The following is a 15,502-nucleotide window of genomic DNA, read 5'->3' on the forward strand; positions in this document are numbered from 1 at the left end:
GACCACCCCACGCATCCGTACACGCAGGCGCTGCTCTCCGCTGTGCCGGTACCGGATCCGCTGGCGCGGGAGCGCGCCGGCGCGCCGCCCCTCGTGGGGGAAGTCCCGGACCTCGACGCCGCGTTCACCCGTCTGACCGGTGAATGCGGCGCCGCCCCGGTGTCGCCCCCGTACCTGGCGTCACCGAGGGCATGCGTTACGCGTACATCGCGGACCCGGAAGGCAACCTCCTGGAACTGATCGAAGTCGCATGACCGAGCCGCCGGTGACCGAGCCGCCGGTCCCACAGGCGGCAGCGAGGGCGGTCCCGGTCCGACGACGTTGCCGGCAGTTGGGCCGGCTGTTCCACGGCGTCAGTCGAGTTCGAGCACCGCCTTGCCGTGGAGCCGGCGGCCGAGGAGGGCCTCGGCCGCTTCTGCGGCCTTGCCCCAGCTGCCACGCCAGGAGATCTGCGGATCGAGTTCGCCCGCAAGGACACGGGCGGAGAGCCAGGTCAGGTCGGGGGCAAGGCCGGTGCAGGCGGGCAGGAAGAAGGTGGCGATCGAGCGGTCGTGGCGACCCTGGTCGCCGAAAAGGGCCCCGAACGGGAAGTGCTCGTTCTCGCCTGCCGCATGACCTACGGCTACCAGCGTGCCCCTCTCGGCCAGCGCCTGGTAAGCATCGACGAGCCGGCGGCCACCCACCAGATCCACGACGCCGTCCACCGGCGCACCGAGCGCTCCCGGTTCCGCGACCACTTCGTGGGCGCCAAGGGCGCGCAGGCCGTCACCGTGCGCCTCAGGGTTTCCGGTGCAGGCGATGACGTGCGCACCGCCGAGCCGGGCGAGCTGGACGGCGTATCGTCCGACGCCGCCAGTGGCCCCGGTGACGAGGACCCGCTTGCCGAGCAGCGGGCCGATGCGGTGAAGGGCCCGCAGGGCGCTTGCGCCCGCCACAGGGACTGTGCAGATCGCACCGGGATCGGCGCCCGCGGGGGCCGTACCGATCAAGCCGGTGTCCACAGCCCGGAGTTCGGCCCAGGCGCCGTCGGGGCCCAGGGTGGTCACGGGGGTGCCGACGGCCGGGCCCGAGCCGTCGGCGGCGGCCTGCTCCACGATGCCGGCCGCGTCCCAGCCGAGGACCGCACCGTCGGGCGCGTCCTCCAGGACGTGCCGGATCTCGCCGTAGTTGAAGGACGTCGCCGCCACCCGGATCAGGGCCTGGTGGGGAGCGGGCTCGGGGTCGGGGGTCCGGCCGAGCCGCAGTCCGGCGGGAGCGGAGCGGTCGACGAGCAGGGCGCGCATGGTGGTGCACCTTTCGGCAGGGATCGGCGCGGCGCTTCGGGGTGGGGCGCCGGATCATTTGTGCCACTGAGTGGCACAAGCCGTCAAGTGGCGATTGCCTCCATTCCGCGACTTCGGTTATGCTGCCGCCATGCCTGCCGCCGCGAACGAACGACTGCCGCTGCGCGAGCGCAAGAAGCTCCGCACCCGGCAGGCGCTGATCGATACAGCCTTGGAAATGTTCACCGAGCGCGGCTTCGACGGCGCGACGCTCGACGACCTCTGCGACGCGGTGGACGTCTCCAAGCGCACCTTCTTCCGCAACTTCACCAGCAAAGAAGACGTGGCCAGTGCGCCGACCCAGGATCTGTGGGCAGCCTTCCTCGACGAGATCGAAACCTGCGAACCAGACGGACGCACCCTCCTGGAGACGCTGCAGGACGCACTGCTCGCCGCCCTGGACCGGATGACGGCCGACGGCTGGACCCGGCGGGTGCTGCTCAGCCGACGGCTGGCGGAGAAGGCAACCTCGATGGACGCGCACGGCCGCCATTTCTGCGACCGCACCAGCCGCGCCGCGCTCACGGTCCTGCACCGCAGGCTCGATCTCGACGGCTCAGGGGATCTACGCCCGAGGCTCGCCCTCGATGTACTGATCGCTGCGTTCCACTGCGCGCTGGACACCTGGAGGTCGCGGCCCGGCACCCCCACCCGCACCCGCCTCGCGGCCGACCTGCGCGAAGCCTTCGCCGCCGTGCCCGGCAGCCTGACGCTGACCGCGAACGTGCGGAAAGCCGACTGACAGCGCCGCGCCGCCGGCTTCCGTAGATCGGCGGGCAGGCCGACACCTGTGGCGCGCCCGGCTGCTGGTGGTCGGGCCTCGGCCGCGACCTGGAAGTCGCCGCACGGGTTTCTCGAGCCGACCACGGCCTGATGAACCGCGTCCGGCCGCTCGCCACCTGATGCCCACTGGGCCGAACTCCGCTACGGTCCGGGCCAGTTCCGGCAAGGCACAACACCACCCGGCAACAGCACCGCAACCGTCCTCACCTGGGCCGAAGTCACCCGCTCAGCGCCGCACCCGGGGCATCCCCAGCCCGATCCAGGAGATGATCTCGCGCTGGATCTCGTTGTTGCCCCCGCCGAAGGTGAAGATCACCGCACTGCGGTAGCCCCGCTCCAGTTCCCCGTGGAGGACGGCGCCGGCGGAGCCCTCCTTGAGGGGGCCCGACGCGCCGAGGATCTGCATCAGCCAGGCGTAGGCGTCGCGGCGGGCCTCGGAGCCGTAGACCTTGACGGCGGAGGCGTCCTGGGGGGTGAGGGCGGAGCGCTGGAGGGCGTCGACCATGCGCCAGTTGAGGAGTTTCATGGCGTCGAGACGGATGTGGGTGCGGGCGAGGAGGCCGCGTACCCAGCCGAGGTCGATCACGCGGCGGCCGTCGGCGAGCTTGGTGGCGGCGGCCCAGTCGCGGACGTCGCGCAGGGCCCGGATCGCGGCGGAGCCGTGGGCGGCGAGGGTGACGCGTTCGTGGTTGAGCTGGTTGGTGATCAGGCGCCAGCCGTCGTTCTCCGCGCCCACCCTGCGGGTGAAGGGGACGCGGATGTTCTCGTAGTAGCTGGCGGTGGTGTCGTGGGAGGCGAGGGTGTTGATCAGGGTGCAGGAGTAGCCGGGGTCGCTGGTGGGGACGAGGAGGATGCTGATGCCCTTGTGGGGCGGGACGCCCTCCTCGACGGGGGCGGTGCGGACGGCGAGCCAGACCCAGTCGGCGGTGTCGCCGTTGGTGGTCCAGATCTTCTGCCCGTTGACGACGTAGCCGTAGCCCTCGTCGTCGCGGACGGCCCGGGTGGTCAGGGAGGCGAGGTCGGTGCCGGCGCCGGGCTCGCTGTAGCCGATGGCGAAGTCCAGTTCGCCCGCGAGGATGCCGGGCAGGAAGGCGGCCTTCTGCTCCTCGGTCCCGTAGCGCATCAGCGTCGGGCCCACGGTGTTGAGCGCCATCAGCGGCAGCGGCACCCCGGCCTGGGCGGCCTCGTCGAAGAAGATGAACTGTTCCATGGGCGTCATCCCGCCGCCCCCGTACTCCTCCGGCCAGCCCACCCCGAGCCGGCCGTCGGCGCCGAGGCGGCGGATGGTGCGCCGGTAGAACCGCTTGCGTTCGGCGGGGTCGGCGTGCCGGGCGTGGGAGCCGTCGGGCACCACGTCGGCGAAGTACTCGCGCAGTTCGGCCCGCAACCGCCGCTGCTGCGGGGTGTACTGGAGATCCACGGCCCCTCCCGGTGTGCGCCGGCAGCCCCTGCGGATGCCGGCGCACACGGTAGAACGCGTTACAGCAAGAGGGAAGTCACACGGGGCGGTACGTGCCCGGGGCGACGTAGGCGGCGAACCTCGGGGTGCTCCCGCCCCGGTAGGAGAGGAAGTTCTGGGTCGCCGACTCGGTCAGCGGGCGGTCCGCGAGGGCGTCGAGGGCCGCGACGTAGGGTGCCGGGTCCACGCCCTCCTCGCGCATGAAGGCGGCCGCCCGGTCGCGGGCCGTCGCGTCGTCCGGGTGGCCGGGGACCATGGGGACGTAGAGCGTCGCGCCCGGCAGGTCCTTGCGGCTGCTGAAGGAGAAGCAGGTCACCGGGGGCTTCCGCCAGCCGGACGGGTCGCGGTGGCCGGTGACGCGCTCCAGGGCGCGGGCGAAGGAACCGGGCACGTGGTCGTACGCGACGGCCGACTTGGCGTCGATGTCCTCGGCGGAGACGCCCGAGTGCGCCATGTACAGCTTGACGCGGGCCTCGTCGCCGTCGGAGAGGTCCAGGGCCAGGGCGGCCGGCTCGTGGGCCACGTCGGCGGCCGTGCCCAGGTGCTCCGTCAGCGCCCGCCAGGGGCGCTCCAGGCCCAGGCGGACCAGGGCTTCCCCGGTGCGGGCGACGGACTGCTCGCGCCCGGCGACGGCGGGGTTGAGGTAGACCTTGTACAGCGGGTGGCCGCCCGGGCGCCAGGCGACTCCGTGGGAGAGGGCGAAGAAGCCCTGGGGGTTCTCGTCCGTGAAGAGGTCCTCGATCAGCAGATAACGGTCGAGGGAGACGCCCGGCCTCCGGGCAAGCCGGCGGGTGAAGGCCCTGCCGTCCGCCATCCGGCCGCGCGGCGTGCCGGGGTGGCTCGGGGACTCCAGCGACAGTCGCAGCTCGGCGCCGCCGTCCGCCCAGGCGAACGAGATCTCGAAGGGCATCCCGTCGATGGACACCCAGCAGGCGCGCTCCGGCGGTGTGCCTACGGGGAGTTCGCCCCAGGCGCCGCACAGCTCCCGGACGAGGGAGAGCATCGGCTCGCGGTCCCGGCCTCCTATGCCGAGGCTCGCGGCGGCCCGGTCCACCTTGTCGCAGGCGATGTGGGCGTAGCTGTCGGTGGGGGCGTAGCGCCGTGAGTCGAACCGTACGGTGCGACCGACCATCTCGGCCACGACCCCGGTACCCGGGTCGGCGAAGGCGGGATCCGGACGGCCGGTCACGGGGCTGGCGGCTTCCATCGTCACTCCCTGAACAGATCGCGGGCAAAAACGATCGGGATCGTCTCACCAGGTCAAAGGTTGTGTCCGCCTTTTGCTCGACAACACACCCAAGTGTTCACCTTGGGGTGCGTGTTCACGCCAATTCACTGCTTTCCCGGTGCCGGTGGACGCCTGGCCGGGGCGTCGTGGCGGTGCCGCCCACCGGGGGCCCGAGCCCGGGATCACCGCTGATCAGCAGGGCGTACCCGTGCCTTACCCGGGGTCCCTCGGACTCCCGGCGGACGGTGCGCGGAGAAAGGCCGGAAGGGTTCACCCCAGGGGTTTGCGATCCGACAGACCGAGACATGATCGCTAGGCGTCGCCCGGGGCCGCTCCCGGCCCTCCCGGCGAGCACATGTGGCTGTCCAACCGCGGCCGAACGGCCCGTCGGCACGCCGCCGCCGGTCCGGTGAAGTCCGCGCAGAGGAGATGTTGACGCGTGTCCGCACAGCACCACTCCGCACAGCACCACTCCGCACAGCACCGCTCCGCCGCACTCCGGCCCCTCACCGGCGGCCGACGCCCCGCCTCCCCCCTCGACGCCGGCCCCGCTTCCGGCGAACTCGACACCCTCACCGGGGCGTTCGCCCGGCAGGTCCGCCGGACACCCGACGCGACGGCGGTGGTGTCCGGGGAGACGTCCCTGACCTACCGGGAGCTGGACGCGCGGGCGGACCGGCTGGCCGCGAGGCTCGCCGCGCGGGGCGTGGCGCCGCACGACACCGTCGCCGTCCTGATGGACCGCTCCGCCGGCCTGGTCGTCGCCCTCCTCGCGATCGTCAAGGCCGGTGGCTGCTACGTCCCGCTGGACCCCCGGCACCCCGCCTCCCGGCTGGAGTGGATCCTCTCCCGCACGGGAGCCCGCGCCCTGCTCACCGACGCCGGGACGGCCCCGCCCGCCGGGCTCGGCGACGGCGTACGCGTCCTGCGGACCGGCGACGACCAGGAGCCGGCCGACGACGACCAGGGGCCGAACGACCAGGAACCGGCCGCCGATCCCGCCCGGCTCGCGTACGTGATGTTCACCTCCGGCTCCACCGGCACCCCCAAGGGCGTCGCCGTCACCCACGGGAACATCACCGCCCTCGTCCGGGACCCCGCGTGGCACGGCGGCGCCCACGAGCGCGTCCTGCTGCACTCGCCGCACGCCTTCGACGCCTCCACCTACGAGCTGTGGGTGCCCCTGCTCACCGGCGGCACCGTCGTCGTGGCGCCCCCGGGAGAGCTGGACGCGCGCGGCATCGCCGCCGTCGTGGCCGCCACCGGGACGACCGGGCTGTGGGTGACCGCCGGGCTCTTCGCGGTGCTGGCCGAGGAGGACCCCGCGTGCTTCCGGGGGGTGCGCGAGGTGTGGACCGGCGGCGACGCCGTCTCCCCCGCCGCCGTCCGCCGGGTGCTGGCGTCCTGCCCCGGCACGGCCGTCGTCAACGGCTACGGGCCCACCGAGACCACCACGTTCGCCACCTGCCACCGGGTGACCGAACCGGGTGCCCTGGACACCGTCGTGCCCATCGGCTCCGCCATGGACGGCATGCGCGCCGAGATCCTCGACGCCTCCTTACGGCCCGTGCCGCCGGGCGAGGTCGGAGAACTCTACCTCGGCGGCACGGGCCTGGCCCGGGGCTACTGGATGCGCCCGGGCCTGACGGCCGAACGGTTCGTCGCCGACCCCCGCGGCGGGCCCGGCGAACGGCTGTTCCGCACCGGCGACCTCGTACGCCGTGGCCCCGACGGGCTGCTGGAGTTCGTCGGCCGCGGCGACGACCAGGTGAAGATCCGCGGCTTCCGCGTCGAGCCCGGCGAGACCGAGGCCGTCCTCGCCGGACACCCGGGCGTCGCCCAGGCGGCCGTCGTGGTCCGCGAGGACCGCCCCGGCGACAAACGGCTCGTCGGCTACGTCGTCCCCGCCGACACCCCGGCCGACGGCCCCGGGAACGAGGCGCCGGCCGAGCAGCTCGGCGAATGGCGGGAGATCTACGACGCCCTCTACAGCGACGTCGCCCACGCCCGCTTCGGCGAGGACTTCTCCGGCTGGAACAGCAGCTACGACGGACTGCCCCTCCCCCTGGACCAGATGCGCCACTGGCGCGACGCCACTGTCGAGCGGATCCGCGAACTGCGCCCCCGCAAGGTGCTGGAGATCGGCGTCGGCACCGGCCTGCTGATGTCCCGGCTGGCCCCGGACTGCGAGTCCTACTGGGGCACGGACTTCTCCGGCCGGGTCATCGAGGGGCTACGGACGCTCGTGGGCCGGGACCCCGCCCTCGCCTCCCGCGTGGAGCTGCGCGCCCTGCCCGCCGACCGGATCGACGAGCTGCCCGCCGGGTTCTTCGACACCGTCGTCGTCAACTCCGTCACCCAGTACTTCCCCGACGGCCGCTATCTGACGGACGTCCTCACCAAGGCCCTCGGCCTGCTCGCGCCCGGGGGCGCGGTCTTCGCCGGCGACATCCGCGACCTGCGCCGGCTGCGCCGCTTCCACACCGACGTCCAGCTGCGCCGCCCGGACCCGGGCGCGGACCCCGCCGCGCTCCGCGCCGCCGTCGAGCACAGCGTGGTGCGCGAGAAGGAACTCCTGGTCGACCCCGCATACTTCACCGAACTCGCGGCCGCCGTCCCCGGCACCGACGGCGCCGAGGTGCGCGTCAAGCGCGGCCGGTACGCCAACGAGCTCACCCGCTACCGCTACGACGCCGTCCTGCGCAAGGCCGGCACCGAGGGCCCCACAGCGCCCCCGCCGCCCGCCGCGACGCTGCGGTGGGGACGGGACGTGACCTCCACGGCGGCGCTGGCACCCCTGCTGGGCAGCACCCACCCCGGCGGGTTGCGGGTCACGGGCGTCCCCGACGGGCGGCTCGCGCCCGTCGCGGCGGCGGCCCGGGCGCTGGAGGAGCGCGGCGAGGTCACCGCCCTCGGCACCGGCCGCGACGAGACGGGCGGCGAACTCCTGGAGGACTTCCACAACCTGGCGGAACGTTTCGGCCTGCGGGTGGTGGCCACCGCTTCCACGACGACCGCCGCGTCCACGACGGTCACCGCGTCCGCCACCGCCACCGCGTCCGCGGCTGCCGACGACGCCCTCGACATCGAGCTGACCGGCCGCGCCCCCGGCGCGCCCGGCGGCGAAGGGCCCACCGGCGCCCCGCTCGCCTCGCTCGTCAACGCCCCCGCGACCGCCCGCGACACCGGCGCCCTGCTCGCCTCCGTCCGCGCCCATCTGCGCGAACGGCTCCCCGAGTACCTGCTGCCCGCTGCCGTCGTGGTCCTCGACGCCCTGCCGCTCACCCCCAACGGCAAGGTCGACCGCCGCCGGCTGCCCGAGCCGGACACCGGCTCCGCCGCGAACGGCCGGCCCCCGCGCGACCCCCTCGAAGAGCTGCTGTGCGGGCTGTTCTCCGGCATCCTCGGCGTCTCCCGGGTCACCGTCGACGACAGCTTCTTCGCCCTCGGCGGCCACTCCCTGTCCGCCACCCGGCTCACCGCCCGGCTGCGGTCCGTGCTGGGCCTGGAGCTCCCCGTCCGGACCGTGTTCGAGACGCCGACGGTCGCCGGGCTCGCCGACGCCGTCCGGAAGGCGGTGGAAGGCGAACGGCCCCCGCTGGTCCCGGCGGAGCGCCCCGGGCGTGTACCGCTGTCCTTCGCCCAGCAGCGGCTGTGGTTCCTCCAGCGCCTCCAGGAGTCGGGGGCCGCCTACAACGTGCCGCTGGTGCTGGCCCTGGACGGCGAGCCGGACCGGGCGGCGTTGGAGGCGGCGCTCGGCGACCTCGTCGAGCGGCACGAGAGCCTGCGCACCGTCCTGCCCGAGGACGGCGGGGTGCCGCGTCAGCTCGTCCTGGACCCGGCCGCCGCCCGGCCGCGGCTGGCCGTCACCGAGGTCGCCCCGGAGGCCCTGGACGCCGCCGTCGACGAGGCCGTCCGGCGGCCCTTCGACCTCGCCGGGGGCCTCCCCGTCCGCGCCGGACTGTTCACCACCGGGCCCGGCCGGCACGTCCTCGTCCTGGTGGTCCATCACATCGCCTGCGACGGCTGGTCGCTGGCCCCGCTCTGGCGCGACCTGGCCAACGCGTACACCGCGCGCCGGGCGGGCCGCGCGCCTGACGCGGCGCCGCTGCCGGTCCAGTACGCCGACTACACGCTGTGGCAGCGCGAGCTGCTCGGCGACGAGGACGACCCGGGCAGCGCCGCCGCACGCCAGCTCGCCTACTGGAAGGGCGCCCTCGACGGGCTGCCCGAACGCACCGAGCCGCCCCTGGACCGGCCCCGCCCGCAGGTGGCCGGCCACCGCGGCGACACCCTGCGCTTCGCCCTGGACGCGGACCTCCACCGGCGGATCACCGAACTGGCCCGCTCCTGCGGCGCGAGCCCCTTCATGGTCGTGCACGCGGCGCTGGCCGCCCTGCTGACCAAGCTGGGCGCGGGCACCGACATCGCGATCGGCAGCCCGGTCGCGGGCCGTACCGACCCCGCCCTGGACGGGCTCGTCGGGTTCTTCGTCAACACCCTGGTGCTGCGCGCCGACACCTCCGGCAACCCCTCCTTCCGGGACCTGCTGGCCCGCGTCCGGGAGACCGACCTGGCCGCCTACGCCCACCAGGACGTGCCCTTCGAGCGGCTCGTCGACGCCCTCGCGCCCGCGCGCGGCCTCGCCCATCACCCGCTGTTCCAGGTCATGCTGGCCCTCCAGAACGCGCCGCAGGGCGCGCCCGAGCTGCCGGGCCTCGCGGTCACCGAGCTGCCGTGGCCGACCGGGGCCTGCCGCTTCGACCTGTCCGTCTCCCTCACCGAGCGGCACGGCCCGGACCGGCGGCCGCTGGGGGTCGACGGGGTGGCCGAGTACAGCACCGCCCTGTTCGACCGGGAGGGCGTCGAGCGGATCGTCCAGCGGTTCGTCCGCCTGCTGGAGGCCGTCACCGCCGACCCCGGCCGCAGGCTGGGCTCCCTCGACGTCCTGCTCCCCGGGGAACGCGTCGAGCTGCTCGCCCGCGGCGGCGACCCCCGTGAGGACGTGCCCGCCGCCACCCTGCCCGAGCTGTTCGAGGAGCAGGCCCGGCGGACACCCGAGGCGACCGCCGTCCTCTTCGACGACGGCGAGGGAGGCGTACGGACGCTGACGTACCGTGAGCTCAACTCCCGCGCCAACCGGCTGGCCCGCCATCTGCTCGGCCACGGCACCGGCCCGGAGCGGACCGTGGCCATCGCCCTGCCCCGCGAACCGGACGCGGTCGTGGCCACCCTGGCCGTGCTCAAGGCGGGCGCCGCCTATCTGCCGCTGGACCCCGGCTACCCACAGGCCCGGCTGCGCCTGATGCTCGACGACGCCTCGCCCGCCCTGCTGCTGACGGACCTCGCGACGTCCCTGGCCCTGCCGGGCGCGCCGGACCTGCCCCGCGTCGTCCTCGACCGGGAGGAGACCCGTCGCACGGTCGGCGCCCACTGGGACGGCGACGTCACCGACGACGAGCGACCGCGCCCCCTCGACAGCGCGAGCCCCGCCTACGTCATCTACACCTCCGGTTCGACCGGCCGGCCCAAGGGCGTGGTCGTCACCCACTCGGGTTTCACCGGCGTCGTCCGGGCGCAGCTGCGGCGGTTCGGGGTGACGGCGGACAGCCGGGTGCTCCAGTTCGCCTCGCACAGCTTCGACGGCGTCGTGTGGGAGCTGTGCGGCGCGCTGCTGACGGGGGCGACGCTGGTGATGGCCCCGGCCGGGGTCACCGCCCCCGGCCCCGGCCTGGCCGCGCTGGTCGGGCGGCACGGCGTCACCCACGCGACGCTGCCGCCCGCCGCGCTGTCGGTGCTGGAGCCCGCGGAGCTGCCCTCGCTCACCTCGATGATCGTCTCGGGTGAGGCGGCGAGCGGGGAGACGGTCCGCCGCTGGTCCGCCGGGCGCCGCTTCCTCAACGGCTACGGGCCCACCGAGGCCACGGTGTGCGCCACCCTCAGCGCCCCGCTGTCCGGCGGCGGCGCGCCGCCCATCGGCCGGCCCACCGTGGGAGCCCGCGCCTACGTCCTCGACCGCGACCTGTGCCTGGTGCCGCCCGGGGTCCCCGGCGAGCTCCACATCTCCGGGGCAGGGCTGGCCCGGGGCTATCTGGGCCGGCCGGGGCTGACGGCCGAGCGGTTCGTGGCCGACCCGTTCGGGGAGCCGGGCGGGCGGATGTACCGCACGGGCGACCTGGCGCGCTGGAACCGGGACGGGGAACTGGAGTTCATCGGCCGCGCCGACGGCCAGATCAAGCTCCGGGGCTTCCGGGTCGAGCCCGGCGAGATCGAGGCCGCGCTCGGCACCCACCCGGAGGTGGCCCAGGCGGTCGTGGTCGCCCGCCGGGACGACCGGGCCGGCACGTACCTCACCGCGTACGTCGTGCCCGCCGGTGACGCGCCGGGCCCGGACGGGGCCGCGCTGCGCGCCCACGCGGCCGCGCTACTGCCGGGCCATATGGTCCCGTCGGCGGTCCTGGTGCTGGACGCGCTGCCGGTCACGGCCACGGGCAAGGTCGACCGGGCGGCGCTCCCGGCACCGGACTTCGGCGCGCTGTCGACGGGCCGCGAGCCGCGCACTCCACGTGAACGGATCGTGTGCGAGCTGTTCGCGGAGGTCCTGGGCGTTCCCCGGGTCACCCTCGACGACAACTTCTTCGTCCTGGGCGGGCATTCGCTGCTCGCCACCCGGGTGATCAGCGGGCTCCGCCGGCGGCTGGGCGTCGAACTGCCCGTCCGCGCGCTCTTCGAGCACCAGTCGGTCGCTGCCCTGCTGGCGGCCGTCGACGGCACGGCGGAGCCGGCCCCGGACGCGTCGGTGGACCTGGCCGCCGAGGCCGTCCTGGACGCCGGGTTCACCGTCGGCCGGCGGGCGGAGCGCGCTCCCGGGCCGGAGCGGGTGCTGCTCACCGGCGCGACCGGGTTCGTCGGCTCGTTCCTGCTGCGCGAGCTCCTCGACCGCACGGACGCCGAAGTCCACTGCCTGGTACGGGCGGAGGACACCGGGCACGCCGAGCGGCGGATCCGGGCGGGCCTGGCACGCCACGGCCTGGCGGACGAGGGCGTGGCCGCCCGGGTCGTCCCCGTACCCGGCGATCTGGAGAAGCCGCTGCTGGGCCTGGCCCCCGACCGGTTCGCGGAACTGGCCGAGCGGCTCGACGCGATCTACCACAACGGCGCCCGCGTCAGCGCGGTCGACCCCTACGACCGGCTGCGCGCCGCGAACGTGGCCGGGACGCGCGAGGTGCTGCGGCTCGCCGCCGGAAGCGGCGTTCCGGTCCACTACATCTCCACCGCCTCGGTCGCGGTGGGCACGGGAACGCTGCCGGAGGAAATCCCGGAGAGCCGTCTCGTCCCGGCGCCGGAGGTCGCGGCCGACGGCTACACGGCGAGCAAGTGGGTGGCCGAACAGCTCGTCCGGGCGGCCGCCGGGCGCGGCCTGCCCGTGACCGTCCACCGCCTGGGCCGGATCAGCGGCCACTCCACCGGCGGGGCCGGACCCCGGGACGACGTCCTGTGGCAGCTCGTCCGGGCCATGCTCGTCCTCGGCGCCGCGCCCCGGCTCACCGGGCCGGACGAGCCCGCGGCCGTGGTCGACCTCGTGCCCGCCGACTGCGCCGCGGCCGCCGTGGTCCGTCTCGCGCGCCGGGAGGAGAGCCTCGGCCTCACCCACCACCTGGTCTGCCCCCGGCCACTGCCCCTGGACACCCTCCTGGACCACCTCCGGGCCTACGGCTACCGGCTGGCGGACGTCGAGCGGGACGCCTGGTTGCGGGCGCTGCGCGAACGGGCCGAGACCGATCCCGCCGCCGGACTGGACGCCGCCGTGCTCCTGAGCGACGTCCTGCCCGCCCTCGTCCGGCTGGGCCGTGTCCGCCTGGACGACGCCAACGTCCGTGCGGGACTGGCGGGTTCGGGTCTCGCCTTCCCCGCCCCCGACCGCCGGCTGATCCACGCCTACGCCGGCCACTTCGTCTCCACCGGGTTCTTCCCGCGCCCCGACGGGCCGCCGGTGAAGCACTGCACTCCCTGATCGCACGCGAACGGCAGCACACCGTAAAGGCAACGACAGAGAGGTACGAGCATCGTGAACAACCCCTGGGACGACACCGAGGGGACCTTCCTGGTCCTCGTCAACGACGAGGGCCAGCATTCCCTGTGGCCGTCCTTCAGCGACGTCCCCGCCGGATGGGCCGTCGCCCGCGGCCCGGGCACCCGTGCGGAGGCCCTCGCCTACGTCGAGGAGAACTGGACCGACATGCGGCCCAAGAGCCTCGTGGCGCGGTACGAGCGGGTCGCGGAGGTGCGGACCGCGTGAACGAGCCCCGGAGCACCGCGCAGACCCCGCCCGCCTACCCGTTCAACGAGGCCGTCGGGATCGAGGTCGACCCGATCTACGCGAAGCTGCGCAGGGACGAGCCCGTCGTCCGCGTCGGCTGCCCCTTCGGCGAGGACTCCTGGCTCGTCACCAACCACGCCGACATGAAGACGATCCTCGGCGACCCCCGCTTCAGCCGGGCCCTGGCCGCCCTGCACGACGAGTCACGGCTGACGCCGCTGCCCATCCACACCAGCATCCTGGGCATGGACTCCCCCGACCACACCCGGCTGCGCCGGCTGCTCTCGCGGGTCTTCACCATGCGCCGGGTCGAGCTGATGCGCCCCGGCGTCGAGCGGGTCGCGAACGAGCTCCTCGACCATCTGGTGGCGCGCGGCGCCCCCGGCGACCTGATGGAGGAGTTCGCCGTGCCGATGGCGGGCGCCGTCATCTGCGACCTGCTCGGCGTGCCCTTCGAGGACCGCGACGACTTCCGGCAGTGGCTGGACGCCTTCTCCGCCACGACCGTGATGACGGCCGAGGAGACCCAGGACGGCACCGACGCCCTCCACGGCTACATAGCCAAACTGGTGCGCGAGCGCCGCGTCGAGCCCCGCGAGGACCTCATCAGCGGCATGGTCAAGGCCAGCGACGAGGAGGAGCGGCTCTCCGAGAAGGAGATGGTCGAGCTGATCAGCGTGCTGCTGATCGCGGGCCACGAGACGGTGTCGTCCCAGCTCATCGACTCCCTCTACGTCCTGCTCACCCACCCCGACCAGCTGGCGGCCCTCGTCCGGCGGCCCGCGCTCGTCCCCCAGGCCGTCGAGGAGCTGCTGCGCTACGTCCCGCTGATCTCGCACGTGACCTTCGCCCGCTACGCCGCGGAGGACGTGGAACTCAGCGGCACGCTGGTCCGCGCGGGCGAGTCGGTCCTCCCGGCGATCCCCTCGGCCAACCGCGACGAGACGGTCTTCGAGAACGCCGACCGCTTCGACATCGGCCGGGAGCACAACCCCCACCTGGCCTTCGGCTACGGCATCCACCGCTGCCTGGGCGCGCCGCTGGCGCGGCTCCAGCTCCAGGTGGCGCTGGCGACGCTGCTGGAGCGCTTCCCCGGGATGCGCTGCGCGGTGCCGTTCGAGGAGCTGGAGTGGAAGGACGGCATGCAGGTGCGGAGCCTGCTGAAGCTGCCCGTCGAGTGGTAGCCGGCTGACGGGCCGGCACGACGCCGGACCCGGACCCGGGGGCCCGGTCCCGCGAGAGCGGGGCCGGGCCCCCCGCCGTTCCCTGCCGTTCGCGCTAGGCCAGGCGCCAGTCGGGCGAGCCGGGGCTGCTCTTCGCCGTCTCGGCCGGGTCCGTGGTGGCCACCGGGGCGAGCGCGGCGTCGATCCGGGCGACGGTCTCCTCGTCCAGGGTGACGTCGGCGGCCTCGGCGTTGCCGGTGATCTGCTCGGGCCGGGACGCGCCGATGACGGCCGTGACGACTCCGGGACGGTGGAGGACCCAGGCGAGGGCGAGCTGGGCGAGGGTCAGCCCGAGCCCGTCGGCGAGGGGCCGCAGCCCGGCGACCCGGCGCAGGACGTCGTCCTTGAGCCAGCCGCCCAGCAGCTCGGAGCCGTCGTTCTCGCTGGTGGCGCGGGAGCCGGCCGGCCACTGGCCGCCGGGCTCGTACTTGCCGGTGAGCACGCCCTGGGCCAGCGGCGACCAGACGATCTGGCCGATGCCCAGCTCCTGGCAGGCGGGGATCACCTCGGCCTCGGGGACCCGCCACAGGGCGGAGTACTGCGGCTGGTTGGAGATCAGGGGGATCCGCAGCTCCCGGGCGAGCGCGGCGCCCCGGCGGATCTGGTCGGCGGTCCACTCGGAGACGCCTATGTAGTGGGCCTTGCCCGCGTGGACCACGTCGGCGAAGGCCTCCATGGTCTCCTCCAGCGGTGTGGAGGGGTCGAACCGGTGGGCCTGGTAGAGGTCCACGTGGTCGGTGCCGAGACGGCGCAGGGAATTGTCGACCGACTCACGGATGTGTTTGCGGGAGAGCCCGAGGTCGTTGCGGCCCGGCCCGGTGGGGGCGAAGACCTTGGTGAATATCTCCAGTCCCTCGCGGCGCACGCCTTTCAGGGCGCGGCCGAGGGATTCCTCCGCGCGGGTGTCCGCGTAGACGTCCGCGGTGTCGAAGGTGGTGATGCCGGCGTCGAGGGCGGCGCGTACGCAGGCGCGCTCGGTCTCCTCGCCGCGCGACGCGTCGTGGGTGAGCCAGTTGCCGTAGGCGATCCGGCTGACGATCAGTCCGCTGCGTCCCAGGTGACGGAAGTCCATGGGCGGCACGCTACCAACGGGCCCTCGTGCGGCGGGGGTTAACAAGGATCATGGCGGACCTCCCGTGGGAAGTCCGCCATGACGTGGTGCTCTTC

The 15,502-nt window shown here is 74.3% G+C and carries 8 protein-coding genes and 1 pseudogene; 5 read left to right on the forward strand and 4 right to left on the reverse strand.

The annotated features are described in order from the left end of the window. Positions 1 to 240 (forward strand): annotated as a pseudogene (locus AB0E98_RS16085) (hypothetical protein); the annotation flags it as partial. Between the two features lie 113 nt (positions 241 to 353). Here the strand turns inward: AB0E98_RS16085 and AB0E98_RS16090 are convergent. Next, a complete protein-coding gene (locus AB0E98_RS16090; RefSeq protein ID WP_361702622.1) occupies positions 354 to 1,283 on the reverse strand; it encodes a zinc-binding dehydrogenase in 930 nt (309 codons plus the stop codon). A gap of 130 nt (positions 1,284 to 1,413) precedes the next feature. Between AB0E98_RS16090 and AB0E98_RS16095 the strand changes: the two genes are divergently transcribed. Continuing rightward, positions 1,414 to 2,064, forward strand: a complete 651-nt coding sequence (locus tag AB0E98_RS16095; RefSeq protein ID WP_361702624.1) for a TetR family transcriptional regulator — start codon at positions 1,414 to 1,416, stop codon at positions 2,062 to 2,064. Positions 2,065 to 2,331: 267 nt separating this feature from the next. Here the strand turns inward: AB0E98_RS16095 and AB0E98_RS16100 are convergent, their stop codons facing one another. Together AB0E98_RS16100 and AB0E98_RS16105 are read right to left on the reverse strand one after the other, a co-directional pair. Continuing rightward, positions 2,332 to 3,525 carry an acyl-CoA dehydrogenase family protein gene (locus tag AB0E98_RS16100; RefSeq protein ID WP_361702626.1) on the reverse strand — a complete coding sequence of 398 codons (1,194 nt, stop codon included), beginning with the start codon at positions 3,523 to 3,525 and terminating at the stop codon, positions 2,332 to 2,334. 76 nt (positions 3,526 to 3,601) lie between these two features. After that, on the reverse strand, positions 3,602 to 4,771 hold the full coding sequence (locus tag AB0E98_RS16105; RefSeq protein WP_361702627.1) for a tryptophan dimethylallyltransferase family protein: 1,170 nt from the start codon (positions 4,769 to 4,771) through the stop codon (positions 3,602 to 3,604). A gap of 460 nt (positions 4,772 to 5,231) precedes the next feature. Here AB0E98_RS16105 and AB0E98_RS16110 point away from each other — a divergent pair, with 460 nt between their 5' ends. The 3 genes from AB0E98_RS16110 to AB0E98_RS16120 are packed head-to-tail and all read left to right on the forward strand — an operon-like array spanning position 5,232 to position 14,296. Beyond that, on the forward strand, positions 5,232 to 12,806 hold the full coding sequence (locus tag AB0E98_RS16110) for an amino acid adenylation domain-containing protein (RefSeq protein WP_361702628.1): 7,575 nt from the start codon (positions 5,232 to 5,234) through the stop codon (positions 12,804 to 12,806). A gap of 54 nt (positions 12,807 to 12,860) precedes the next feature. Then, entirely contained in the window at positions 12,861 to 13,091 is a 231-nt protein-coding gene (locus tag AB0E98_RS16115; RefSeq protein WP_361702630.1) for an MbtH family protein, read from the forward strand. Next, positions 13,088 to 14,296, forward strand: a complete 1,209-nt coding sequence (locus AB0E98_RS16120) for a cytochrome P450 (RefSeq protein WP_361702631.1) — start codon at positions 13,088 to 13,090, stop codon at positions 14,294 to 14,296. Before AB0E98_RS16115 ends, AB0E98_RS16120 begins: the two co-directional genes overlap by 4 nt. A gap of 94 nt (positions 14,297 to 14,390) precedes the next feature. Here the strand turns inward: AB0E98_RS16120 and AB0E98_RS16125 are convergent, their stop codons facing one another. Continuing rightward, positions 14,391 to 15,407: an aldo/keto reductase family protein gene (locus tag AB0E98_RS16125; RefSeq protein WP_361702632.1), complete on the reverse strand. Its 1,017-nt coding sequence runs from the start codon at positions 15,405 to 15,407 to the stop codon at positions 14,391 to 14,393. Between the last annotated feature and the right edge of the window lie 95 nt (positions 15,408 to 15,502).

It is taken from the genome of Streptomyces sp. NPDC037389 (genome assembly GCF_040636475.1).
GTDB lineage: Bacteria > Actinomycetota > Actinomycetes > Streptomycetales > Streptomycetaceae > Streptomyces > Streptomyces hesseae.